Origin of the sequence: Carnobacterium maltaromaticum DSM 20342 (assembly GCF_000744945.1) — a bacterium.
Taxonomy (GTDB): domain Bacteria; phylum Bacillota; class Bacilli; order Lactobacillales; family Carnobacteriaceae; genus Carnobacterium; species Carnobacterium maltaromaticum.
In genome coordinates this window covers 1,621,390-1,647,431 of the sequence record NZ_JQMX01000001.1, presented here as the reverse complement: position 1 = coordinate 1,647,431, position 26,042 = coordinate 1,621,390, and the positions used below count along the sequence as shown (strand labels likewise).

The window sequence follows — 26,042 nt, the reverse complement described above, 5'->3', positions numbered from 1 at the left end:
TAAAAATTAGTTACTTCAAGTGAATGACTTCTTTACTTTTTCTGGCTCTTAGAGATGAAAAAATAGAAACAACATCAACAACTTCTTGTAAAGCAGCACCTAATAGTGCGGGAATCACGCCAGTACTCGCAATCAGCATCAAAAGGATACAAATAATAATCCCGATTAAAACAGATTGCTTGGCAATCCTCATAGTGTCTTTTGAAATTTGAATAGATGTACTAACCTTGCTTAAATCATCCGTTAAGATAACGACATCAGCCGATTCACTAGCAGCGGTTGAACCATGAGCACCCATTGCAATCCCAATATCGGCAACTGCTAAGGAAGGAGCATCATTGACTCCATCGCCTACCATAATAACTGGACGAGCATCCTCAGCACTATTTTTCAATACATTAATTTTATCTTCTGGTAAACAATCTGATTTGATATCCACAATTCCAACTTGATTTGCAATCGTAGAGGCAATGTCGTTGTTATCTCCTGTTACCATCATAACGTGCTCTAAGCCTTGTTTTTTTAGTTGAGAAATAGTTTGTTTAGCTTCAGGCCTAACTGTATCTGTAAAGGTAATATAGCCAACATAGTTGTTGTCGATAGCGATAAAGAGGGCAGTTTGATTTAATGGTAGGATTTCTTTGTTAGGAGCGACAAAGGCGTATTTTCCTACCTTGACTATTTTTCCGTTCACTTCACCTTGAATGCCATTTCCAATCGTTTCTTTGCTAGCTGTAACAGGTAATAAGTGTTCCGTTCCGACATGTGCTACAAGTGATTTTGCTAAGATATGACTAGACTGTTGTTCGACACTTGCCGCTAAAATAGCTAACTCTTCTTTAGAAAATGTAGCGGTTGAATGGATGGTATCAACAGCTAAAATACCGTTGGTTAAGGTTCCGGTTTTATCAAAAGCAATTGATTTTGCACTGGCTAATTTTTCAATAATTGTTCCTGTTTTGATAATAATTCCATTGCGACTGGACCGGCTCATACCTGAGACCATCGCGATTGGGGCTGCTAAAATAAGTGGACAAGGAGAGGCGACTACCAGTACCTCAGCAAAGCGTTTTGGATCTTTTGACACATACCAAGCAAATCCAGCAATCAAATAAGCAATAATCGTAAAAGGGACAGCGTAACGGTCAGCTAAACGGACAAAATGAGCCGGTTGCTCTTCGGATTCTTTCACTAGGCGAATAATATTTTGAAATTGACTATCCTTAGCTAACTTTTCAACAGTCATTGTGATAGATCCATCTCCATTAATTGTTCCAGACATTAATTTATCCCCAACTTCTTTATTAACAGGCTTTGATTCTCCAGTTAGAGAAGCTTCATCAAATAAAGATTGACCAGCTAAAATGGATCCATCAACTGGCACGACTTCACCAGGTTTAACAACCAAAATATCATTTATGTTAACATCCTCTACTTTGATATCGGTCAGTTTATTGCCTTCTGATTTATGGGCAATTTGAGGAGAATTGTCTAATAGAGCTTTAAGTTCACTACGCGCTTTTTTTGCGGCATAATCCTCAAGTGCATCGCCACCGGTTAACATAATCAGTATAATCAAGCTAGCCCAATACTCTCCGACGGCTAATGTGGCAATAATGGCTGTAATGGCTAAGATATCAACGCCGTAATTTCCGGAACGGATCGTCTTGACCATTCCAACAAACATAGTGCTTGAAACAAAAATTCCTGAGACTGTGATTAAAATTTGTGCATATAAATCTTGCTTTAAAATAAATTGTAAAATTAGGGCCAATAAGGCAATCCCAAAGGTTAAAAATAATTTCTTTTCATTTTTCATAGTGCACCTCTTTAGTAATTAATTGCTGTAAATGATTTTTATTATAGTCAATAATTTCTATAATAAGCATAGCACTGTTAAGCTAAAATTACTAAAAAATAGGGTTAAATGAGAGTGTTTCTTGATTAGCAAAAAAAAGCCAATTCTAAATGTATAGAATTAGCTTTTTTACCATTCATTTTATTATTTAACAACAACTACAGGGCAAATAGCATCATGAATTACTTTTTTTGAAACACTACCAACAACCAATCGATCGAAACCTATTCGATTGTGATGACCAATAACAATTAAGTCAACAGCGTGCTCTTTTTCATAATCTAAAATTTTTGTTGCGATAAAACCTTCTAAAATAACAACTTCTACACCTGAATAATTCATACTTTTAATTAAAACCATGTGAAACTGCCTCACGGCAGCTTACAATTACTTTTTCATCTTCACCCGTTAAGTGATGAAAAAAGAACCCCTTTCTGCTATGGTTAAAGTGACTAAACCAACCAAAAGAAAGGAGTTCTTCTAATGACTAGCTTACACAAAAACCAAGTAAAATTCAATTCAAATATCACTATTTCTCATACAGGTGGTCAATTATCGAGTGATTCGGGTCTCGTCCTAGTGAAAGAGCTGATGAACACCTTCGGTTTTTCTGAACTGGCTAAGCAACACATTCACATTGAAGACGAACGAGCATATTTTACTCATGACAACTTATCCATACTTGAGCAGTTCATTATGCAATTAATTGCTGGTTACTCAGCTGATTCTGCAGCTAATCTCCTGAGACAAGATCCTGTGTTTAAAGCTGTTTTAGATAGGAAAGAACTCGCTTCTCAATCTTCACTTTCTCGATTTTTAGATCGACTATCTGAGGAGAATATCCATGAACTTCAAGCTTTGAACCAAGAACTTATTGATAAAGCACGCCTCATCCGTAATGATACGGAATTAATCATTGATTTAGATTCGACCCATTCAGATACATTTGGTCACCAAGAACAAACGGATTATAATACCCACTACCAAACCTATGGTTATCATCCATTGGTAGCTTTTGACGGATTGACTGGTGACTTCTTAAAAGCTGAACTACGTTCAGGAAATCAATATACATCAAAAGGCGTAAAGGAGTTTCTCACACCTTTATTAGAGCACTATAATCACTCTCTACCAAACACTGACATCTTGGTTCGTGGAGACAGCGGGTTCGCTACACCTGGTGTGTATGATTCGTGTGAATCAAAAAAGAGTCATTATGTTATTCGACTGAAGAATAATCGTAGACTAGGTCAAATAGCTGAGAAATCAGTACTTTATGGCGATAATCAAAAGTGGGAAGAACGAGAAGTTCAGTACTTCTCCACCACTTATCAAGCACAATCCTGGTCACAAAGTCGTCGCGTGTGTATACGCTCAACACGTGAAGCGGGCGAACTACTCTTTCGACATGAGTTTATCGTGACGAATCTATCAGAAAATGTTTCTCCTGATACCATCTTTTCTCTCTATGCCAAACGTGGCACAATGGAGAACTTCATTAAAGAAGCGAAAGCTGGCTTTTACTTTGACAAGACAGACAGTCCTCGCTTTTTGGAGAATCATGTCCGAATGATGCTCAGCTTGATAGCTTACAACTTAGTCAACTTCTTAAGAACGATTGGCTTTGAGGAAGTCCAAAAGGGAATGACCATTCATTCTATTCGATTGAAGTTTCTGAAAGTTGCTGGGAAATTAGTCCAAACGGGTAGACGAGTCTATCTCAAATTATCTAGTTATCATGTGTATCAGAATGAATTCTACAGGGTCTTTGCTCGCCTGAGGCGAGCCAGTCAATGGATCTAATCCAACAATCTAACGATTTTTTTACTGGGAAGTTATCCAGGGAGAAGTATGCTCAAAATGCCTTACACCCAAAATTTATTCCTCAATATTTTTGAACAGTGAATGTTTGAAGTAACTTTTTAGTCAAAATCAGTTGATAGGGATATTAGTGATACATATTTCAATAAAATGTACCAAAGAATTAAAGCTATGAATTATTCAGGTCTACAAGAATATTCTTTTTTTCGACAATTGCTTTTATTTTGGCTAGATAATCACGAGCTTCAGCCAGAAGTTTTGTTTCTAAATCTTCAACAGAATCAACCACAGGAGCACTTAGCTCACTATTAACAACATGTAAAATAGTTATTTTTCCTGTTTCTTTAAATTTTTCAGTTAGCAAAATGGCTTCTTTTAAAGCTGATTTTGATGTTTTATCCAGATCCATAGGTACTAATAAATGCATATAATTTCCTCCAATCTATTCAATTTGTTCCAGATGAGCTTTTCCAATAAATAAAACCAAAGCTCCACAGGCTACTGCAACTGCAGCAAACCAAAATGTGACATGCGGGTTATACCAGTCTGCTAACTTTCCAGCAAGCCAAGGAGCTAAAGCCCCACCAGTAAAACGAATAAAACTATAAGCCGAAGAAGCAATTGAGCGATCAACAGGTGAAACTTCCATAACAGCCGTCGTTATCAAGGTATTGTTAACCCCCTGAAAAAGTCCCGCGATAATGATACAAATAGAAATAATGGTACTATTATTTGCACCGAAACCCATAATCATTAAATCAAGTGCAAATAATAATAAAGCTGCATACATCATATTCTTGGTTCCGAATTTTTCTTGCAACTTAGGTGCTAGAAAAACAGAAGAAATAGCTAAGCAAAGTCCCCAACCAAAGAAAACAAAGCCAACTTGCATCGCGCTATAACTTTCCATTCTAAATGGTGAATAAGCCAATAGTGTAAAGAAGCCAAAGTTATAAAATAATGCTGTAATCCCCATAATAAGTAAGCCTTTATGTTTTAATGCACGTAATCCATCCCAAAAAGCTACTTTTTTAGTAGGTTTAGGGATTTTTTCTAATAGAATTGTGACTGAAATAAAGGCGACTGCCATTAAGGTTGCTACACCAAAGAATGGAGCACGCCATGAAATGCTCCCTAATAATCCGCCGAGTAAAGGCCCAACCGACATACCTAACCCCATAGCCGCTTCATACATAATAATTGATTGTTCGGTTCCTCCAACGCTAACACCAACAATAGCGGATAAAGCTGTTGAAATAAATAAGGCATTACCTAAACCCCAACCAGCACGAAAGCCAACAAGTTCCCCGACTGAATTAGAAAATCCACCTAAAACAGCAAAAATAATGATAATCACAAGTCCATATAAAATTGTTTTTTTTGCACCAATGCGACTTGAAATGTAACCAGAAAAAAGCATGACAATTCCTGTCACTAACATATAACTTGTAAATAATAGCGATGTTTCAGCAGGCGTTGCATGTAATTGTTCTGAAATTGATTTTAAAATAGGATCAACTAAGCCGATTCCCATAAAGGCAATCACACAAGCAAAGGCAACTGCCCAAGCTGGTTTAGGTTGTTTTAACAAACCTTTTAAAATACTTTCCTGTTTTTGGTCAGGCAGTGAATCTAGTTCTTCTACAAAATCTGGCTTTATTTCCAACTTTTTTCCTCTTTTCAACTTAAAAATTTGTTCAAATATCTCGTAAGTTAGTATAAAAGACTTTCGCTTATATGTCAATATTTATATATATAAATATTGACATATAGGGACAGATTTCATAAAAGCGTGGTATACTAGAAAAAGTAGAAAAAACAAATTAGAGGAGGCTATTATGAATTCATTAGGTTATACCTTACTTAGTATGTTAGTCCGTAAACCCTGCTCAGGTTATGAATTAAAAGGCTATTTAGAATTATTTTGGCAAGCCCATCATAGTCAGATTTACCCATTACTCACGAAATTAGAAGCATCAGGTTATGTTGTCTATATTTCAGAAAATGATCCTGTTCACAAAAAAATATATTCAATCACAGATGAAGGAAAAGCTTTTTTACAAGAATGGATTGAAGGAAAGACTGCGAAGCCGATTACGAGAGATGAATTTTTAGGCAAGCTATATGCCGTTTCAATTATTGATTCAAATCGAGTGAAAGAATTGTTTGAAGAGCGGAAAAGCTATTTTCAAAAATTAGCTGAAATTCATAAAAAGACCTTAACTGAAATTGAAACTCAATTTGGTCCAGATTTAGATGGAGAAGGTTGGGAATCTTCTTTTGGGCGCTACCTCATTTGTAAACGTCGTTATGATATGGATCTTTCGGAGTTAGAATGGTGTGAATGGGCAGAAAATTTATATGAGAAAAAATTTAAGTAACGAACTAAAAATTTAGTAAGTCTGGAGCAGCTACTCTAGGCTTCTTTTGCTGTGATTCTTGTTGTTTTAGCAACTTAGAAGTACAGTATGTATCGATCAAAAAGGGACGATGTAATCCTAAAATTTTGGTCTATTCTATTAAATAACGTATACTGTCAGTAAGAATAAGGAAATTAGGGGGAGATAGGCATGCTACATCATATTGATATTTATGTGAAAGATTTAGAAAAACAATCTAATTTTTGGAGTTGGTTTTTAGGAGAATTAGGTTACCAAGAATTTCAAAAATGGGAAACAGGAATTAGTTGGAAAAAAGCTGATTTTTATTATGTACTCTCAATTGGAGATCAAGAATTGATTCAAGCTCCTTATCAAAAAGGGGGAATTGGTCTAAATCATATTGCTTTTGGAACAGAAAAACGAGCAACAGTTGATCGCTTGAAAGAGGAAATTCAGGCACATGGTGGCAAAGTTTTATATGCAGAGGACTATCCATATGCAGGTGGTCCAGACCATTATGCTCTTTATTTTAATGATCCAGAAGGCATGAAAATGGAGTTGGTTGCTATGGAATAAGAATTAATAGAAAGTAAGTGCTGAAAAAATATATCTTAATAGATATCCTTTACTAAAAAACCTCTTGGAGCAACTCAGTTTTTAGAACTGGATTGCTTCAAGAGGTTTCTATTTTACTCTAATTTAAAATATTTTCCTGATAATACTCATATAATTTATCAATCGACTGACTCATCAAAATAGGTTCAGCATTTTTTATTTCATCCGCAGTCCAATCGAACCAACGTATCGTTAAAAGCTGTTTAATTTCTTTATCAGTAAATCTTTTTTTTATTGCTTTAGCAGGATTGCCCCCAACCATGGTATAAGGTGGAACATCTCCAACAACGATTGAACCCGAAGCCACAATCGCACCTTCACCAATCGTTACACCAGGCATAATCATGGCATTCATTCCAATCCATGCATCACTTTTAATAACCGTATCTCCCTTCGGAGCATAGGATTCTTTGATGTGCCCTGCAAAAGGGTAGACCGTAATCCAATCAGGATGATGGTTATGATTCCCACCCATTAAAATAGTGGCACCGCCAGCAATACAGACATAATTTCCAATAATAAGTTTATCCATTTTCCAACCAAAATCTTCGATTGGATTAAATAAATCCTTTGTTTTTTCATCACCCCAAAGATAACGAACACAGCCATCTTCAAAGTTTTGGTTTCCGTAATAGCCAGAATAATATGAACCCTCTCCCACCTCAATCAGTGGATTTGTGATTAGTTCCTTTAATTGTTTCGTATCTGACCAGTTAGTAAATTCTTTCATACTAATTCCTCGCTTCTAAGTTTAATTGTATTTCTAGACTTAGAAGCTGAGTACTGTAGCGACATTTCTTAATTTCTTCAATCGACGAACCATTGAGATACCTCCTGTAAATAAAAAGTTTGTTGAGTCGTTTAGCTCTGGCAGAAAAATAGGAAATTCCAAGAAAAGTGTCTCTTAACTTTTTTGGGGATTTATCTTTTTTCCGAAGAGTTGGCTCAAAAGAACTAGCCTTAGTAAAAAGTTTGTTGAGTCGGTTAGCTTTGCTAACTGTTTATTATTTTAGCATAAAATCGAACAAGCAATGTACGTATATAAAATTTTACTATATTTTCTATTAGAATTGCCACATACTTAAATTGAGGATATGACAGTATAAAAGAATAGTAACAGTCTAAACACTAAAAACGACTAAGTACTTTCCAGTATTCTGAAAAGTACTTAGTCGTTTTATTAACTCACATCGCCAGTATTAATCACAGGCTGAGTACCTTTATCGGTAATAATCGATACTAATAAATTATTCACCAATTGCAAGCGGCGTTCGTCATCTAATTTCAGGACGCCTTCTTCTTCTAATTGAGCAATGGCCAATTGAGTCATACCAACGGCACCTTCAACAATAATTTGGCGAGCACTTAAAATCGCTTTTGCTTGTTGACGTTGCAACATCGCACTGGCAATTTCAGTTGAATAAGCCAAATGGGTTAAGCGAGCCTCAATGATTTCAACACCAGCAACCTCCAAGCGACGTTGTAGCTCTTCTGTCAACTCCTGTGAGACTTCAGCTGAATTCCCACGTAAAGTTACATCGGTATCTTGAAAAGAGTCATAGGGGTATTTAGTGGCAACATGTCGAATCGCTGTTTCACTTTGGATTTCAATAAAGTCTTCATAAAAATCAACGTCAAAAGCAGCTTTCGCTGTATCAATCACGCGAAAAACGACTACAGCAGCGATTTCAATCGGATTGCCATCCACATCATTAACTTTTAGTTTTGAACTATTAAAATTACGCACGCGTAAAGAAATATGCAATTTATTTGTAAATGGAACGGTGATAAACATACCATTGTTGCGAATCGTTCCTAAATAACGACCAAATAAAACAATAATTTTGGCTTGATTTGGGGCAACAATTGTAACGGTACTAGCAAAAATACCTGATAAAATTAACAATACTCCTCCAGAAACTAACAAAGGCACACTTACTGAGCCACCAAGTGATCCGGTTCCTGAAATAAACAACCAAACTCCCAATAGGGCCATAAGAATTAAAATAATAATGCCAATATAGCCATTAATAGCCAACGTTTTTTTCTCTTTCATTAAACACAACTCCTTTTAGTCTTCGATTTAATCAGAGAATTCTTCTGAATCAACTATTTTTTCTAAGAAATAATCTTGTTCCTCTGCATCATCATAAAGGGTTAATTCCCCAGGGGCTGTCAGCTCTAAAACAAGTTGATAACCAAATGAATCTTCAAAAACAAGTTTTTGATCTGTAGCATGAATGATTTTTCCAGCCAATTCCTTTTGATTTAGAAAGAATTCACCTTCACTTGAAATGGATAGGAAAATTAATTGTGTGTCAGCGTCATCTTTTTTACGCCATTGACCTTGAAAATGTTCAAACACGGGTTTACCAATACGCACCCGTTTTCTTTGTTGTTTCTTAAATAAAACAGATCCTGTTACCCCGGCGAGCATTGAAAGCCCCACTAATACTTTTAAGCCATTTTTTTTACCCATTCAATTAATCTCCCTTCTAAAGATTTAGCAGAATTTTCTACTAAAATCATTAGTCATTTTACTTAGTTAATTTTACCCTATAAAGGGAATCTTGAAGTCGTTTTAGACAATTCTTTAAGGTTTCTTAAAGAAAAAGAGATGAAATTTGGTTTTTTTAGAAAAAAGTGCAAAAAAAGATTGCTTCTTGACCGGAAAAAGGCGAAAATGGAAAGTATATTAAAAAAAAATGAGAAAAAGGATGTGACACAATGAAAGTCGTTAAATTTGGTGGAAGCTCATTAGCTTCAGGAGTCCAATTAAAGAAAGTATTTCAAATTGTAAAAGAGGATCCAACACGCAAGTTTGTCGTTGTTTCAGCGCCAGGCAAACGCTCAAAAGCGGATGAAAAAGTCACAGACTTGCTAATTGATTGTGCCACCAAATCATTAATAAATGAAGATGTTCAACCTATTCTAGAAAAAATAATCGCTCGATATGCCAGTATTGCAGAAGAATTAGACTTAGGTTCTGAGATTATTACCGAAATTAAACAGAATTTAACAGAGTTAATTGCTGGAGATAAGACTCAACCAGAGTACTATTTAGATGCATTTAAAGCTAGCGGCGAAAATAATAATGCAAAATTAATTGCTACTTATTTTAATCGTGAAGGATTAAAAGCTAGTTATGTCAATCCTTTAGAAGCCGGATTGTTTGTAACGGATGAGCCAGGAAATGCACAGGTTCTGCCAGAAGCTTACACGAATTTATATAACTTACGTGAAAAAGACGGAATTGTTATTATTCCAGGATTCTTTGGGTATACAAAATCAGGTAAAATCAGTACGTTTTCTCGTGGCGGCTCAGATATTACTGGAGCCATTGTTGCAAATGGAGTTAAGGCAGATCTGTATGAAAACTTTACGGATGTGGATGCAATCTATGCGGCCAATCCTAATGTTGTTAAAGATCCAGCAGAAATCGTGAATTTAACTTATAAAGAAATGCGTGAGCTATCCTATGCGGGTTTTTCAGTTTTTCATGATGAAGCTCTTTATCCTGCCTTTCGTGGTGGAATTCCAGTTCAAATAAAAAATACAAATAACCCAACTGCTGAAGGAACAAGAATTACGCCAGAACGTAAACAAACCAATCAAGCTGTTGTTGGTATTGCTAGTTCAAATGGATTCAGTAGTATTTATATTGAGAAATATTTAATGAACCGTGAAATTGGTTTTGGGCGAAAAGTTTTAGAGATATTAGAGTTAGATGGTTTAAGTTATGAACACACGCCATCAGGAATCGACGATTTGACAGTCATTTTACGTAGTGATCAATTAACGAAAGAAAAAGAAGCGAAGCTAGTCAGTCAATTAAAGAATGAATTAGGAGCCGATATTGTCACAATTCAACATCATATTGCTTTGATGATGGTTGTGGGGGAAGATATGCGCTGCAATATTGGAACGATGAGTAAAGCTTCAGAGGCTTTATCAAAAAATAATATTAATATTGAAATGATTAACCAAGGTTCTTCTGAGGTTAGTATGATGTTTGGTGTTTCAGAAGCAGATGAAGAAAAAGCGTTAACGGCTTTGTATGAAGCATTTTTTACTAAATAGGAAAAACCGTCACTAAATTAGTGGCGGTTTTATTTATCGTTACTCTTTAATAATAGAGGAATTTTATCGTATAGAGAATGTAATCTTTAGTTAATTTAATTAGTTTAGTCGTATATTTTGCAACTATAGGAACTAAAAGCATAGCTAGTGCATAAAATAACGTTCCAATAATTAGGTTTTCCATACTAAAAGGGAGATAATGCAATACATCTGCAATAATAACTAAAAAGGGTGAAACGGTTAAAGTAAAAATACTTACCCACAAAATAGCCGCAATACTGTAGAAAAAAAGCACAATTAGGCTTGCGATAAGCAGATTAAATAAAATAATCCCAACCAAATTTTTCCAATTAATTTTTTTATGTCCCATAGTATAACCCTCCAAAGCAACTTTCTATAAATTAATAATAACGGAGTAGGGCAACTTTATCCTCCTGCTAAAGGCTGAATTTTTTCTCCAACTTATTGCGGACAAGGGTTAATAATAACAAAAAAACAACTGGAAAAGTATTTTTCCAGCTGTTTAAATGGGTTAGTTTTCTGATTTATTCTGTGATAGTCACATTTAGGAATAAAACATTTTTTTACTCAAATTTAGGTATTGTTTTGTTAAGTTAATGAGATGGTGTGTTAATTTTAGTGTGATGGGTGCTAATTCAACTCCGCCACTACAGACTAAGACTGAAATAAAAATTCGAATTGCAGTGACTGTTTGTAAATGAATCACTCCAGCAAAAATCATTATTGCTGGACAAGCGATACATAACAATGTAATTACCCAAAGGCAAGCGAGAATAGCGTACAGCACTATTAAGGCTCCAAGTCCAATACTAGAGTTAAATCCAACAACTCCAATGAAGGCACCTTTATTTATTTTTTTATTTTTCATACTTCTTTTTCTTCCTCTTCATTTGAAATTCTTCATTCTATAGTATAACAGAATTTTATCAGATGCACATAAAATAAAGAAAAATTCAGAGTTTGAATTTTAATTAGAAGCGAAATGACAACTGTTTCAGGTACTTAACTTTTATTTTTTACTTTATTTTAGGAATAATAAAACATGTTTTTATATTTATTTTATTTTGATATTAGTTATAATAAAAATAGTTCGTAATTTAAAAAAATTAAAATAGAATAGAATTTTAGTGTAGCGTTTTTAGAACTTATTTTGGATAAATTTGTAAATAAAAACTAGAAAGAAGGGCTTTTATAGTGGAACATTTTGGTCAAAAAGTTAAGGAAACAAGAATAGTTAAAGGCGTTACCCAAAAAGGTCTAGCTGAAGGAATTTGTACCCAAGCTACTATTAGTAACTTGGAAAATGGTTCTAGTTTTCCAGGACTCGGAACCTTACTTGCCATTGCAAGTCGCTTAGATATTGATTTTAGTGAAATATATGAGCACACAGAATTAAATGGCAACGGGTATAGCGAAGTGTTTAAGCAAATAAAAATGCTTTGTGGAAAGGAAAAATATAAGGAAGCATACAAAAGTTTAACTACTGAAATTAAAGTTGAAAACTTAGAAACAAATAGTGAAATAAAGCACTATTATTATTATTTAGGAATTACAAGCTTACTCGCTAAGAATAATTTTTCGGATGCGTTTTATAACTTGAATTTAGCGTTATTTACTGAAACAGGTAAACATATTACAAGTATTGATGTATTAATATCCACTGGAATAGGCCTAGCTTACCAGTTAAATTCAGAAGAAAGTAAAGCAAAAACGTATTTTGAAAGAGGCCTTAATCAATTGGATAGCTTAAAAAATCAACATCAGGATAATGTTGAAATGATAACTATTTACTGTAGAGTAGCCAAATTTTATCGGAAAATTGAAGAATACAAAAAGGCTTTAAACCTAATTAATTTAGGGATTGCGATTCAAAAAAATGAGCAAGTTTTCTTTTGTCTAGATACTCTAATTTATGAAAAAGGAAGTAGTTTAGCTGCATTAGGCAAGAAAAAAGAAGCGGAACAACAATTTTTCTATTCAGCAGCAATGGCTGAGTTTAATCAAAATACAACATTGGTTAAGTTGATTAAAGAACAAGTAGGGAATTATCAGCTTGAAGGGTATCGCTATTGGTGAAAAAAATTATAATTAATAAATAGAGTAAATTAATGAGGCTGCAATGCTTATTGTAGTCTTATTTTACTGCAGTAAAATTCGTTAGCAATTAAAATGCCAAGTGTGATATAATTGTTGTAATATGAATTAGAGTTTTGGTAATATTCTTGTGGCTATATTTAGAAAAACTATAATTAAATAGGTAGGAGTGGAATAAAGATGAAAAGAATCGGTCTGAGAGTGAAAAAAAGCAGGTTAGCTAATGGTTTGACTCAAAAAGAGTTGGCAAAAGGAATTTGTGCCCAAGCAACCATTAGCCACTTAGAAAAGGGGAATTCGCAACCTTCGTTAGCATTAATTGTAGCTATCTATAAACGGTTAGGTTTAAAAGTAGATAATCTGTATGAAGGGATTACAACAAAAGCGCGTTATACTAAGATATATGCTCATGTCAGAACTTTGATTAGCCAACAGCACTATCAGGAAAGCTTAGCCTTCTTAACAGAAAAGATTAAAATCGATCAATTAGAAAATCCAAGTGAGATTAAGCAATACCATTATTATTATGGTGTAAATACTTTATTAGGATATCATACTTATTCAGATGCCTTTTATCATTTTAGTTTAACTTTGTTAACTAAAACAACGAATCAGGCTGATCACTTAGATTTATTGGCTACTAATGGCATGGGAGTTGCCTATTTATTAAACTCCGAGCCTCGTAAAGCCCATACTTATTTTAAAAAATCAGAACAGTTAGTTAAGCAGTCCTTAAAGACGGTATCTACGTTGCAAGCTAGTAGCGAAATAGCCAAAATTTATTATACGTTGGCGAAGTACTATTCAAGGGATAAAGAGTATACAAAAGCTGTCGAATTTTGTGAAAAAGGCATAAAATTACAAAACAAACACCAATTAAAGGATTATCTAGGTATCTTATATTATGAAAAAGGCTTTAATTTAAAAAAGTTAAATCGATTAAGTGAAGCAGAAGATTATTTAGTCAATGCTTTTTATGCAGCTAAGGAGAGTAAAAATCAGTGTTTAATGGATGTACTTAAGAATAACCAAAAAAATGATAGTCTGGATGATTATCCTTATTGGTAATCATAAAAAAAATCAGCTGAGATTTTTGTCATTCAGCTGATCTTTTCTGTTTTTTTACTTAGTTGAACTGTTAGTTAGGAAGGTCTCTTTACTAGAATGCTTTCTCATTTTTGAACGAGTGGGATGAGATTTCATTGGTCGCAACAATCGTAAACCATTAAGGATAACGAGAATGGTACTTCCTTCGTGACCAATAACACCCAGAGGTAAATTAATGAGTTGAAAAAGATTTGATAAGATCAATACACTGATGATCGTGATAGAGAAAATCATATTTTGGATGGTAATTTTCTTTAATTTTTTTGAAAGTTCATAACTATAATTTAATTTACTAAGTTCATTTTTCATTAAGACAACATCTGCGACATCCATGGCAATATCTGTACCTGCCCCCATTGCAATCCCAATTGCAGCGGATGCTAAAGCCGGAGCATCATTGATTCCATCTCCTACCATTGCAATCATTCCGTACTCTTCTTTTAAATCCGCTATGATAGTCGTTTTTGTTTCTGGTAAACAATTTGCATAAATTTTATCTAAACCAAGTTGTTTACCGATAGTTTGACCAGTAGCTTCGTTGTCACCGGTAATCATAATTGTTTGGATGTTCTGCTTTTTAAAGAAGGCAATCATTTCCTTTGCATCGCTTTTTGGAACATCTAATAATCCTAAATAGCCAACTGTTTGATCATTTCTAGTAATATAAACCACAGTTTTTCCCTGTTTTTGTAAAAGTTCAGCCTCTTGAAATAAAACTGAATTTCCCTGGATGTCTGCCCCAATATATTCTTTTTTCCCAATTTTCCACTGATCTGCATAAGCCTGACATGCTAAACCATGACCTGTCTGATCTTTTATGAACTGTAAATCAATTGACTCAGTCATTTTAGGTTCAAGGAAATTGACAATGGCTTTAGCTAAAGGATGGGTAGATGTTTTTTCCATCGCAATAACGGCATTGATTGTTTCATTTGTAGTGCACTCAGGAGTAAAATACGAATCTGTGACAACGGGCATACCTTGGGTTAAGGTTCCTGTTTTATCAAAGGCTATCGCCTTAATTTGGCTGAAATTTTCTAAGTGAGCACCACCTTTAAATAAAATACCGTGCTTCGCTCCATTTGAAATGGCAGCTAAAGTCGCGGGAGTAGCGGAAGCGACTAATGCGCAAGGCGAGGCGACAACTAAAAGTACCATCCCACGATAAAAGGATTCATTCCAACCCCAATGTAAACCAAAATAAAAAATAGCAATCATAATGGGAACAAAAGTTAATACAATTTTTACATATGTGCTTTCAATTTTTTTAATCAGTGTGGCTGTTTTCGAAGGGGTGTTTTGGGCTTCTTCTACCAGTCGAATGATTTTAGAAAATAAAGTGTCCTGTACATCCTTGCTGACGGTAAAGGTCAGACCTTCATAAAGATTGATAGTACCACCAAATATAGGATCTCCAACTGATTTCTCAACAGGTAATGGTTCACCAGAAATAGCTGCTTCATCAATGATTGCATTCCCTTTTTCAATAATTCCATCAATAGGAATACTCGCTCCTTTTGGCACAAAGATTGAATCACCAATAGCTAATGATTTAATTGAAACTTCTTTAGTGCTACCATCTTTCTGGATTTTTAAAGCTGTTTCAGGTTGCATATGCATTAGGCTAGCAATAGCTTCAGTGCTTTTATTTGTTGCATATTCTTCTAATGAACCGCTCAAAGAAAAGATAAAAATTAAAAGTGCACCTTCCATCCAATATCCGATAATAGAAGCCCCGATAGCCGCTAGTACCATTAAAATATCTACGTTTAAATTTTTATTTTGATAGGTATCAATAAAGCCTTCCTTTGCTTGCTTAAATCCACCAATAATAAAAGATGTCAAAAAAATAAAAGTAGCAATCGTTTCTTGTGCATTCAATTTTAAAATCCAACCTAAAAGAATCAATAGGCCACTAATTAATGTAGCAATCATTGCAGGATTATTTTTCAATAATTTCATCAGTATCTCCTCCGTTTTGTTTTTCATCTGACATAAGCATAACAAATAAACCTTCTAAATGATAATGATTATAATCAGTTGATAGTGATAATTACTCTCAGTATCCATATTTAGGACATAGTGTTGTGAAAACAGAATGTTATTAGTGATAATGATTCTCAATTAAAGGATGATAGTAGGTAAATAAGTTCTAAATTCGCTAGTGTTTAGTAAATAACTGTCATTTCGAAATTTTATTTCATTATCTTCTATAACAAAAAACATAAAGTCCTTTAAAAACAGGGTTTTAAGCTTTTTTACAAACGCTTAAGAAATAAAATTACGTTAATTTGGATAAAATTGTTGAAATTTTATTTCTTTAGATGTATGATGAGTTTATTAAAAGTACTCAATTAAAATTTAATTCTGAAAGAATTCAATGGGTAAAGGAGACTATTATGTTAGGAATATCAGTTTTTCTTGGAGAAGATTTAAGCAATGAAACAAAGGCATTTATTCGTGAAATGAATGAGAACGGATTCACTGGTGTTTTTTCTTCACTTCACATTCCTGAAGATGATGTTAAGCAATATCTGCAGCGTTTAGAAGATTTAGGAAGGTTTACCAAAAAACTTGGAATGGATTTAACGGTGGATATTTCAGGAGCAGCATTAAGCAAAATTGGGTTATCTTTTAAGCGACCTAGCGAGATTTTAGCAACTGGAATTACAGGATTACGGATGGACTATGCGATTGAAAATAAAATCATGGCAGAATTAAGTCAACATATGAAAGTTGCTTTAAATGCCAGTACCATTACTAAAAAGGATGTAGCTGAATTACAAGAGTTTAATGCCAATTTCGATAATATGGAAGCTTGGCACAACTATTATCCTCGTCCAGAAACAGGTTTAGGAAAAGAAGTATTTGTAGCTAAGAATCAATGGCTTAAAGAATTAGGTTTCAGAGTAATGGCTTTTGTTCCAGGGAATAAGAAGTTGCGAGGACCTTTATTTTCCGGGCTACCTACTTTAGAAAAACATCGCTTTAGTAATCCGTTAAGTGGAATGATTGAGTTGAAAGAAGAGTGTCACGTTGATGATGTTTATCTAGGAGATCCAGAAATTGACTCAGAAACAATGAATCAATTTAACTTATATCAATCAGAGAAACGGATTTTATTACATGCCATTCCGACAGAATCAAAAAGTTATCTGGAATTGATTGAAGGAGACCATCAAAATCGTTTTGATCCAGCTAGAGATGTCATTCGCAGTGCAGACGCTCGTTTTAAAAAGATAAAGAAGGTAGAAGCACAACAAACAGTCCCGAGAAAAATAGGGAGTGTCACGATTGATAATCAAGACTATGGACGTTATATGGGTGAAATTCAAATTTCATTAGTAGATTTACCAAGTGATGAAAAAGTAAATGTTGTAGCTGTTATAGTTCCAGCAGATATTGATTTATTAAAACAATGCAGTCAAGCAGGACAACTATTTAGAATACAAATACAAAGTTAGTAATGAAAGAGGTACAGGTTATGCAATTAGAGAAATTAACAACAGAAGCGAGAAACAAAGATACGATGGGATTGGATCAATTATCAACAAATGAAATGCTGATTTTAATGAACAATGAAGATAAAAAAGTTGCCAATGCTGTCGAAAAAGAATTAAAAAGTATTCATGCAGTCGTTGACCAAATTATTGCCGCATTTAAGCAAAATGGGCGTTTGATTTATCTAGGTGCCGGAACTAGTGGACGTTTAGGTGTATTAGATGCAGCTGAATGTGTACCAACATTTGGTGTAGAGCCAAGCATGGTTCAAGGTTTAATTGCTGGTGGAATGAAGGCCATGACCATTGCAGTTGAAGGTGCTGAAGATTCGAAAGAGTTAGGGATAGCAGATTTAAAAAAAATTCAGTTAACTAAAAATGACGTTGTTGTGGGAATTGCAGCCAGTGGTAGAACCCCTTATGTAATTGGTGGATTAGAGTATGCCAATCAAATTGGAGCAACAACAGCAACCATTTCTTGTAATAAAGACGCTGAAATCAGTCAATTTGCGACGTTTCCAATAGAGGTTAATGTAGGTCCAGAAATTTTAACAGGTTCCACGCGTTTGAAATCAGGAACTGCGCAAAAGCTCATCTTGAACATGTTATCGACAGTTTCTATGATTGGTATTGGCAAAGTCTATCAAAATTTAATGGTTGATGTAAAACCGACAAATGAAAAATTAGAAGAGCGGTCGAAGCGAATTATTATGGAAGCGACAGAATGTAGCTATGAGTTAGCCAGTCAAAAATTCGATGAGGCTGAACAGCAAGTCAAATTAGCAATTGTCATGATTTTGACTGAAAGCTCTAAATCTGAGGCAGAAAAAAAATTAGCTAAGGCAAATGGTTTTATTCGAGATACTTTATAAAAGAATGGGGGAATAAAAATGGTAGAGTTAAAAGAGGATCGCTTAGCAAGAGAAATTTATGAAAAAGTTGGTGGCACTGGAAATGTCAGCAAGGTTATTCACTTTATGACTCGTGTTCGGATGGATATTCGAGACGATTCATTGGTTCAAATGGAAGATTTGAAGGCTATTGATGGGGTTATGGGTGTTGTTGAAGATGATAATTTACAAGTTATTGTCGGACCAGGCACAGTTAATAAAGTAGCGAATAAAATGGTTGAAATGGTTGGAGTTAAGTTAGGTGATCCAATTCCAGTTGACTCTAATCGTTCCGAGACAGCGAAAGGGAATTCTGGTTTAGAAGAAGCTGAACGAGTTGCTGCAGCTACTAAAGCAGCACAAAAAAAGAAAAACAATACACCTGTTAAACGGGCTTTAAAATCAATTGCGAATATATTTGTACCGATGATTCCAGCCTTTGTTGGGGCAGGGATTATTGGTGGGATAGCGGCTATTATTTCTAATTTATTATTGGCTGGGAATATTAGTGGAGATAACTGGGTAACAATTGTAACCGTTCTAAATATTATAAAAAATGGGTTGTTTGTCTATTTACAAATTTATGTTGGGATTAATGCGGCAAAAGAATTTGGTGCAACTGAGGCCTTAGGTGGAATTGTCGGTGGGATTGTATATTTAGCAGGGATGACTCCAGAAATGCCCTTGCCTAACATTTTTACAGGTGGCGATTTAGTAGCTGGTCAAGGTGGAATCATTGGGGTGATTTTTGCTGTATGGTTGATTGCAATCGTTGAAAAACGTCTGCATAAAGTGATTCCAGAAGCGATTGATATTATTATTACCCCAACTATTTCTTTATTAGTGATAGGGATGTTAACAATTTTCTTAATTATGCCGGTTGCAGGATTAATTTCAGGTGGGTTAGTAGGAGCTATTAATTGGGTGCTGAATGTTGGAGGGGCTTTTGCTGGATTCGTATTAGGAGCAGCATTCCTACCAATGGTGATGTTTGGACTACATCAAGTTTTAACTCCGATTCATATTGAAATGATTACAACAACAGGCATGACCTTATTGTTACCAATTTTAGCAATGGCTGGAGCTGGACAAGTAGGAGCCGCGATTGCTTTATGGATGAAGTGTCAAAAAAATAAAAAATTAACAAATATGATTAAAGGCGCTTTACCTGTAGGAATCTTGGGTATTGGTGAACCATTGATTTATGGTGTTACATTACCATTAGGTCGTCCTTTCGTGACTGCTTGTATTGGCGGCGGTATCGGTGGGGCAGTGATTGGTGCTTTCGGAGGAATTGGAGCTATTGCAATTGGACCAAGTGGAGTAGCCTTATTACCGTTGATTGCAAATGGTAAATGGTTGGGCTATCTAATTGGATTATTGGCAGCTTATCTTGGTGGTTTCTTAGCAACTTACTTCTTTGGAGTACCGAAGGAAGCAATGGAAGCAACTGAGTTGTAAACTAATAGAATAAATTGAGTGCGACTCCAAAAAAGTGGATTGAAAAATCTAGCTTTTAGGAGTCGTTTTTTATAGATGAGAATAGTGCAGGCTTCAATTTGAAAAAAGGGTATTCCTTTCGTTTTATGTGAAAGTTTTGTATGCTATGGAGGAAGGCTTTTAAATCAGATAAGCGGAGGGGAAAGCGATGTTGTATGGCAAAGAAGATCAAACGAAAAAGAATGATTATTTAGAACCTATTTTTGGAACAGGAGCAGAAGAACAAGAAATTCCTAAGTATAAATTAGGGAAAAACCCAATTGAACCTCGAGTAGCCTATCGTTTAGTTAAAGATGAATTTTTAGATGAAGGGAATGCTAGACAAAATTTGGCTACATTTTGCCAAACTTATATGGAGGATGAAGCGGCTCTATTAATGGCTGAAACTTTAGAGAAAAATGCAATCGATAAATCAGAATATCCTCGGACAGCAGAATTAGAAAATCGTTGTGTCAATATTTTGGCAGATTTGTGGAATGCACCTAAAGAGAAAAGTTATACAGGAACCTCAACAGTCGGTTCTTCAGAAGCTTGTATGTTAGCAGGGATGGCAATGAAGTTTAGATGGCGTAACCAAGCTAAAAAATTAGGCTTGAATATACAGGCTGCAAGCCCAAATTTAGTTATTTCATCAGGGTATCAAGTTTGTTGGGAGAAGTTTTGCGTATATTGGGATATTGAGATGCGGACTGTACCTATGGACGAAAAGCATATGAGTATGGATATGGATAAAGTGATGGATTATGTTGATGAATATACAATTGGTATTGTAGGGATATTAGGGATCACTTATACAGGTAAATATGATGATATTAAAGCTTTAGATGCTTTGGTTGAAACTTACAATTCTCAAACAGACTATAAAATTTCTATTCATGTTGATGGTGCTTCTGGCGCGATGTTTGCTCCTTTTATTGAGCCGAAATTGCAGTGGGATTTCCGCTTGAAAAATGTAGCTTCAATTAATACTTCTGGGCATAAATACGGCTTAGTCTATCCTGGAATTGGTTGGGTGTTGTGGCGTGATAAAGCCTATTTACCAGAAGAGCTGGTTTTTAATGTGAGCTATTTAGGTGGGGAAATGCCAACGATGGCAATTAATTTCTCTAGAAGTGCAAGCCAAATTATTGGGCAATATTATAATTTTTTACGTTTTGGTTTTGAAGGCTATCGCGCGATTCATCAAAGAACTAAAGATGTAGCAATGTATTTAGCGGCGGAAGTTGAAAAAACAGGTTTATTTAAAATGTATAATGATGGTGTTAATTTGCCAATTGTTTGCTACGCTCTAAAGGTAGAGACTGAGGTTGAATGGACATTGTATGATTTAGCTGATCGTCTATTAATGAAAGGGTGGCAAGTACCTGCTTATCCATTACCAGCCGATTTAGAAGATGTACTTGTTCAACGTTATGTAGTTCGCGCCGATTTTGGGATGAATACTGCAGTTGATTTTATGGAAGATTTTAATGAAGCTTTAAAAGAGCTAAATCAAGCACACGTCCTTTTCCATAGTAAAGAAGAACATGGTGCACAAGGGTTCACCCACTAATAAAAAAGCTCGCAACCAAATCAATTCATTTGGTTGCGAGCTTTTAAGTTTTACTTAATAAAAAATAGATAGCCTAGTAAAATAATTCCTAAGATAATGCGATAGTACCCAAAGGCTTTAAAGTCATTATTTTTAATATAGCCAAGTAAGAATTTAATCGCTATAATCGAAACGATAAAAGCAGTAATCATACCTGTAAATAAGATTGCATATTCCATACCTGTAAAGACAAAGCCAAATTTAACTAATTTTAGTAAACTAGCTCCAAACATCACTGGGATAGATAAGAAAAATGAAAATTCAGTAGCAACAAAACGAGATGTTCCTAAAAGAATTGCGCCAAGAATTGTAGCTCCAGAACGAGATGTTCCAGGGATTAAAGCTAAGACTTGGAAGAAGCCAATAAACAGGGCCATTTTATAGCTTAGTTCATTAAAGTTAGTAATTGAAGGCTTGCGATCTTTATTCCAAGTTTCAATCACAATAAATAGTACCCCGTAGATAATTAAAGTTGCTGCTACTGTTTGAAAATTATAGAATTTTTCATCTAAATAATCATCGAATAGGAAACCAAGTACAGCAGCAGGTAAAACAGCTACGATTACCTTAAACCAAAGACTAAAAGTATCTTGATTCTCCTGTTTTGTTTTCTTCGGTGAAAAAGGATTTAACTTGTGGAAATAGAGGACAACCACGGCCAAAATGGCACCAAGTTGAATCACAACTAGAAACATTTTCATAAATTCAGCCGAAACATTTAATTTTAAAAATTCATCAACTAAAATCATATGCCCCGTACTACTAATTGGTAGCCATTCCGTTATACCTTCAATAATGCCTAACAAGATAGCTTTTAAAATATCAATCATACGTATTATTTCTTCCTTTCAATGCAGTTATTTTCCAGTTAAGGATTTTATCTCACAACTTTCAGTATAAGCTTTTTTTCATTAATTGCCTAATGTTTTAGGCAATTTTTAGCTTTTTTTAAGAAAAATTTAGATAGTTCGGTTACCATTGTTTTTCTATAATTTGGATTAATAGGCTACTACCTGCGACAAAGAACCAAGTAATTAAACCCAATAAAATTGGTTTTGGCCCAGTTTTTAGCATATCTTTTAGGTTTGCTGATAAACCAATAGCAGCTAAGGCCATAGCAATCATAAATTTAGCAAGCCAACTTGTTGTCGCAATAAAAATAGCAGGTAAAATTCCCGTGGAACTAATGATTGAAGCGATTAAGAAATATAAAATAAACCAAGGGAAAATTTGTTTTAAGGCGACTTTTTTTGCCGTTTTCTTTTTCTGATAAAAGGTTATACCGGCAATGATTAAGGAAATTGGAATAATTAGTGTGGCACGTGTTAACTTCACAATTGTGGCGAAATCGCCAGCAGGTTGGCTAAAACTATAACCAGCAGCAACAACAGAAGACGTATCATTAATGGCTGTACCAGCCCAAAGTCCAAATCCAGCATCAGTCATTTGAAAGTAATGACCTAAGAATGGGAATAAAAAAACGGCAATGATATTGAATAGAAAAATAGTTGAAATTGAAAGTGCAATTTCATCATCATCGGCTTCAATAATTGGAGAGACGGCAGCAATAGCTGAACCTCCGCAAATAGCTGTTCCGACTCCAATTAAAATTTGCATTTTATTTGGAACTTTTAACCATTTTCCGACAAGAAAAGCGATGATAAAAGCAACTACGATAGTTACCAGTGTCACCTTTAAAGAAGATAACCCTGTTTTCCCAATATCTTGAATCGATAGGCTAAATCCTAGTAACACAATTGAAGCCTGTAAAATTTTTTTTGATGAAAAAGCAATCCCAGGTTTAAATTCTGGGGCAACATCGACGGTATTTTTTATTAAGATACCAAAAATAATAGCAAAAACAGCACTGCCTATAATTGGAAAAAGGCTGCCCAACCAAGTTGCAACTAAAGCAATGAATAAGACTAATGTAAGTCCTTTTATAATTTTCATAAAACACCTCCATAAAATGTTGAGAGTACAGTCCTTGTGATGGAAGGAAAATAGTAAATTAAAGGGGAATTTTTTTGCCTCTTTGTGGAATTCACCTTTTTCCCGAATGGTTTGCACATGAAACAGGTCTAGATATAATCTAATTAAGTATACCATATGGAAGATTTAAGCGAGAAAATGTTTTTATGAATTTTATTTATTATAAAAAAGTTATTACGGAAAGCTGATAGATAATGAAAATTAAGGTCAAGTCCGTTCAGACTATTCAATTGTTTAGCAGAGAAACTTGTTGTTTTAATTTGTTCCTAGAAAAAAACTGATTTATTGGTAGGTTGCTTTTGATTTAATTCTATGTTAAATTTGTTTTTAATAGTTTGAATGTTGGCTGATAAAAAGAGCCTAGATGAAGACAACTTAGTTTGCGCTAGTAATTTACCAGAGAAGGAAAAATGCTGAGATTTCCTATTTTACTGTTAACTTTGACCACTTCTGAATGTTTAATTGAAATTAAACCGACTTATTCTCGTTACGAATATTGAGTAATGGATAGCTATGCTATGCATTAAATAATTAGGTGGAACCGTGATTAAATTCGCCCTAATACTTCTTATCATTAGAAGTATTAGGGCTTTTTTTTTATAAAAAAAATAGGAGGAACAGTAAAATGAAAATGATTAAACTAACTTTTCAGGATAATAGTAGCAAAGAATTTGAGGCTGGCATAACAACGAGACAAATAGTCGCAGAAATCTATCCTAAACTAGTAAAAAAAGCTTTAGCTGGTAAATTTAATCAGCAGTTAATTGAAATGAATCAAAAAATAAGTGAAGATGGATCATTGATTATTGTGACCTCCGAAGCGGAAGATGCTCCGATAGTTTTAAAAAATTCTGCTATTTTGATGTTAGGAATGGCTTTAATTAAATTATACCCAGAAATAAAGCTTGCTTCTTACGGAATGGATGAAATTGGTTTTTACTATGATTTTGAAAATAGTGAGGCCGTTATTGAAGAACAATTAAGTGATGTTGAAAATGAGATGAAAGAATTAGTTAAAGCGAATGAGAAGATTAATGGGGAAGTTATGACCCAGAAAGAAGCAATAGAACAATTTAAAGAAAATCCATATAAATTAGAATTGATAAAGGGTTCAATAAATCAAGAGAGCTATAGTTTAGCTAAAATAGGAGAGCATATCGACCTAGTTTCAGGACCGCAACTACAAACTACTGGGCGCAATCAGAATTTTAAATTATTGACAGTATCAGGAGCTTATTGGCAAGGTAACTCCAAAAATAAAATGTTGCAACGGATCTACGGAGTTGCTTTTTTTAGTAAAAAAGAATTAAAAGACTATTTACAAAAACGCGAAGAAGCCAAAGAGCGCGATCATAGAAAAATTGGCAAAGAATTGAATTTATTTATGACGTCTCAAGAAGTTGGGTTAGGGTTACCTTTTTGGTTGCCTAAAGGTGCAACGATTAGAAGAATCATTGAGCGTTATATTGTTGATAAAGAAATTAGTTTAGGGTATCAACATGTATATACTCCAATAATGGCAAATACTGAAATATATAAAACTTCTGGGCATTGGGAGCATTATCACGAGGATATGTTTCCACCAATGGATATTGGAGATGGGGAACTTTTAGTGTTGCGCCCGATGAATTGTCCTCATCATATGATGTTGTATAAAAATGATGTGCATAGCTATCGAGAGCTACCGATTCGAATTGCTGAATTAGGTATGATGCATCGCTATGAAAAGAGTGGCGCAGTGTCAGGTTTACAACGGGTTCGTGAGATGACATTAAACGATGGACATACTTTTGTCCGACCTGATCAAGTGTTAGAAGAATTCAAGCGAACTATTGCTTTAATGGTGGCTGTGTATGAAGATTTCAACATCACAGAGTATCGCTTTAGACTAAGCTTACCTGACTTATTGAATACAGAAAAATATCATGGCGATCAAAAAGTTTGGAGTGAAACAGCCGATTTATTACGAAAAGCTTTAAAGGATTTAAATTTAACTTATTTTGAAGCAGAAGGAGAAGCTGCTTTTTATGGTCCTAAGTTGGATGTTCAAGTGAAAACAGCGATGGGAATGGAGGAGACATTATCCACTATTCAATTAGACCGATTTCTACCTGAAAAATTTGACTTAACTTATGTAGGTGAAGATGGTGAAAAACATCGAGCTATTGTTATTCATCGTGGTATTGTATCGACAATGTAGCGTTTTGTAGCCTATTTAACTGAAATTTATAAAGGCGCTTTTCCCACTTGGTTAGCTCCAGTTCAAGTGATGATACTGCCTGTAAGTGCTGCGCATCACGCTGAGTACGCAGAAACTTTAAAAGAATCAATGCTAGAAAAAGGAATTCGAGTTGAGGTTGATTATCGCAATGAAAAATTGGGGTATAAAATTCGATCTGCTCAGATGAATAAAGTGCCATTCCAAGTAGTTGTTGGGGAAGAGGAAATGCTGAACAACACACTGACAGGTCGTAGATATCAAAGTAAAGAAAATAGAACTATGGCCAAGAATGATTTTATTCAAATGCTAATAAGCGAAATTAATCAATATAGTCGAGGTTAAAATATAAAAACTCCCTCTATACTAGCGAG

At 34.6% G+C, this 26,042-nt stretch carries 22 protein-coding genes and 1 pseudogene; 11 read left to right on the top strand and 12 right to left on the bottom strand.

Annotated features, from left to right (window positions below):
* Positions 1 to 10: 10 nt before the first annotated feature.
* Together BR77_RS07925 and BR77_RS07920 are read right to left on the bottom strand one after the other, a co-directional pair.
* Positions 11 to 1,819 carry a heavy metal translocating P-type ATPase gene (locus BR77_RS07925; RefSeq protein WP_016356320.1) on the bottom strand — a complete coding sequence of 603 codons (1,809 nt, stop codon included), beginning with the start codon at positions 1,817 to 1,819 and terminating at the stop codon, positions 11 to 13.
* A 183-nt stretch (positions 1,820 to 2,002) separates the two neighbouring features.
* Positions 2,003 to 2,218, bottom strand: coding sequence for a universal stress protein (locus tag BR77_RS07920; protein ID WP_257613198.1), 216 nt, complete (start codon positions 2,216 to 2,218; stop codon positions 2,003 to 2,005).
* Positions 2,219 to 2,341: 123 nt separating this feature from the next.
* On the opposite strand from BR77_RS07920, the gene BR77_RS07915 reads away from it, so the two are divergent.
* Complete coding sequence (locus BR77_RS07915) at positions 2,342 to 3,661, top strand: IS1380-like element IS1678 family transposase (protein WP_015075518.1); 1,320 nt, start codon at positions 2,342 to 2,344, stop codon at positions 3,659 to 3,661.
* Between the two features lie 187 nt (positions 3,662 to 3,848).
* On the opposite strand, the gene BR77_RS07910 is transcribed toward BR77_RS07915, so the two are convergent.
* On the bottom strand, positions 3,849 to 4,106 hold the full coding sequence (locus BR77_RS07910) for a universal stress protein (protein ID WP_236700886.1): 258 nt from the start codon (positions 4,104 to 4,106) through the stop codon (positions 3,849 to 3,851).
* A 15-nt stretch (positions 4,107 to 4,121) separates the two neighbouring features.
* On the bottom strand, positions 4,122 to 5,345 hold the full coding sequence (locus BR77_RS07905; RefSeq protein ID WP_015075585.1) for an MFS transporter: 1,224 nt from the start codon (positions 5,343 to 5,345) through the stop codon (positions 4,122 to 4,124).
* A 172-nt stretch (positions 5,346 to 5,517) separates the two neighbouring features.
* Here BR77_RS07905 and BR77_RS07900 point away from each other — a divergent pair, with 172 nt between their 5' ends.
* A complete protein-coding gene (locus BR77_RS07900; RefSeq protein WP_015075586.1) occupies positions 5,518 to 6,060 on the top strand; it encodes a PadR family transcriptional regulator in 543 nt (180 codons plus the stop codon).
* 189 nt (positions 6,061 to 6,249) lie between these two features.
* Positions 6,250 to 6,636 carry a VOC family protein gene (locus tag BR77_RS07895; protein ID WP_015075587.1) on the top strand — a complete coding sequence of 129 codons (387 nt, stop codon included), beginning with the start codon at positions 6,250 to 6,252 and terminating at the stop codon, positions 6,634 to 6,636.
* Positions 6,637 to 6,754: 118 nt separating this feature from the next.
* Here the strand turns inward: BR77_RS07895 and BR77_RS07890 are convergent, their stop codons facing one another.
* From BR77_RS07890 to BR77_RS07880, 3 genes are all read right to left on the bottom strand, one after another.
* Positions 6,755 to 7,405 carry a CatB-related O-acetyltransferase gene (locus BR77_RS07890; protein WP_016356321.1) on the bottom strand — a complete coding sequence of 217 codons (651 nt, stop codon included), beginning with the start codon at positions 7,403 to 7,405 and terminating at the stop codon, positions 6,755 to 6,757.
* Positions 7,406 to 7,855: 450 nt separating this feature from the next.
* Positions 7,856 to 8,731, bottom strand: coding sequence for an SPFH domain-containing protein (locus BR77_RS07885; protein WP_015075590.1), 876 nt, complete (start codon positions 8,729 to 8,731; stop codon positions 7,856 to 7,858).
* 27 nt (positions 8,732 to 8,758) lie between these two features.
* Positions 8,759 to 9,154 carry a DUF4828 domain-containing protein gene (locus tag BR77_RS07880; protein WP_010053159.1) on the bottom strand — a complete coding sequence of 132 codons (396 nt, stop codon included), beginning with the start codon at positions 9,152 to 9,154 and terminating at the stop codon, positions 8,759 to 8,761.
* A 248-nt stretch (positions 9,155 to 9,402) separates the two neighbouring features.
* On the opposite strand from BR77_RS07880, the gene BR77_RS07875 reads away from it, so the two are divergent.
* Positions 9,403 to 10,755, top strand: coding sequence for an aspartate kinase (locus BR77_RS07875; RefSeq protein WP_010053160.1), 1,353 nt, complete (start codon positions 9,403 to 9,405; stop codon positions 10,753 to 10,755).
* Between the two features lie 46 nt (positions 10,756 to 10,801).
* Here BR77_RS07875 and BR77_RS07870 read toward each other — a convergent pair whose 3' ends face one another.
* Together BR77_RS07870 and BR77_RS07865 are read right to left on the bottom strand one after the other, a co-directional pair.
* A complete protein-coding gene (locus BR77_RS07870; protein ID WP_010053162.1) occupies positions 10,802 to 11,125 on the bottom strand; it encodes a DUF1700 domain-containing protein in 324 nt (107 codons plus the stop codon).
* A 195-nt stretch (positions 11,126 to 11,320) separates the two neighbouring features.
* Entirely contained in the window at positions 11,321 to 11,644 is a 324-nt protein-coding gene (locus BR77_RS07865; RefSeq protein WP_010053164.1) for an HAAS domain-containing protein, read from the bottom strand.
* 326 nt (positions 11,645 to 11,970) lie between these two features.
* Between BR77_RS07865 and BR77_RS07860 the strand changes: the two genes are divergently transcribed.
* Positions 11,971 to 12,852 carry a helix-turn-helix domain-containing protein gene (locus BR77_RS07860; protein ID WP_035064511.1) on the top strand — a complete coding sequence of 294 codons (882 nt, stop codon included), beginning with the start codon at positions 11,971 to 11,973 and terminating at the stop codon, positions 12,850 to 12,852.
* Between the two features lie 198 nt (positions 12,853 to 13,050).
* Positions 13,051 to 13,938, top strand: coding sequence for a helix-turn-helix domain-containing protein (locus BR77_RS07855; RefSeq protein WP_016356322.1), 888 nt, complete (start codon positions 13,051 to 13,053; stop codon positions 13,936 to 13,938).
* Positions 13,939 to 13,992: 54 nt separating this feature from the next.
* Here the strand turns inward: BR77_RS07855 and BR77_RS07850 are convergent, their stop codons facing one another.
* Positions 13,993 to 15,939 carry a heavy metal translocating P-type ATPase gene (locus BR77_RS07850; protein WP_016356323.1) on the bottom strand — a complete coding sequence of 649 codons (1,947 nt, stop codon included), beginning with the start codon at positions 15,937 to 15,939 and terminating at the stop codon, positions 13,993 to 13,995.
* Between the two features lie 437 nt (positions 15,940 to 16,376).
* Between BR77_RS07850 and BR77_RS07845 the strand changes: the two genes are divergently transcribed.
* The 4 genes from BR77_RS07845 (at position 16,377) to gad (ending at position 21,419) form a co-directional block, all read left to right on the top strand.
* The gene (locus BR77_RS07845; protein WP_015075596.1) at positions 16,377 to 17,441 is read left to right on the top strand and encodes a DUF871 domain-containing protein; all 1,065 of its coding nucleotides are present in this window, start codon (positions 16,377 to 16,379) and stop codon (positions 17,439 to 17,441) included.
* A 20-nt stretch (positions 17,442 to 17,461) separates the two neighbouring features.
* Complete coding sequence (gene murQ, locus BR77_RS07840) at positions 17,462 to 18,349, top strand: N-acetylmuramic acid 6-phosphate etherase (protein WP_016356324.1); 888 nt, start codon at positions 17,462 to 17,464, stop codon at positions 18,347 to 18,349.
* An 18-nt stretch (positions 18,350 to 18,367) separates the two neighbouring features.
* A complete protein-coding gene (locus BR77_RS07835) occupies positions 18,368 to 19,828 on the top strand; it encodes a PTS transporter subunit EIIC (RefSeq protein ID WP_035064509.1) in 1,461 nt (486 codons plus the stop codon).
* Between the two features lie 187 nt (positions 19,829 to 20,015).
* Positions 20,016 to 21,419: a glutamate decarboxylase gene (gene gad, locus BR77_RS07830; protein ID WP_015075600.1), complete on the top strand. Its 1,404-nt coding sequence runs from the start codon at positions 20,016 to 20,018 to the stop codon at positions 21,417 to 21,419.
* 50 nt (positions 21,420 to 21,469) lie between these two features.
* Here gad and BR77_RS07825 read toward each other — a convergent pair whose 3' ends face one another.
* Positions 21,470 to 22,288: an undecaprenyl-diphosphate phosphatase gene (locus BR77_RS07825; protein WP_010053176.1), complete on the bottom strand. Its 819-nt coding sequence runs from the start codon at positions 22,286 to 22,288 to the stop codon at positions 21,470 to 21,472.
* 142 nt (positions 22,289 to 22,430) lie between these two features.
* Complete coding sequence (locus BR77_RS07820) at positions 22,431 to 23,411, bottom strand: YeiH family protein (RefSeq protein WP_015075601.1); 981 nt, start codon at positions 23,409 to 23,411, stop codon at positions 22,431 to 22,433.
* A gap of 670 nt (positions 23,412 to 24,081) precedes the next feature.
* On the opposite strand from BR77_RS07820, the pseudogene thrS reads away from it, so the two are divergent.
* A pseudogene (thrS, locus tag BR77_RS07815) lies at positions 24,082 to 26,013 on the top strand (threonine--tRNA ligase).
* Positions 26,014 to 26,042: the final 29 nt, after the last annotated feature.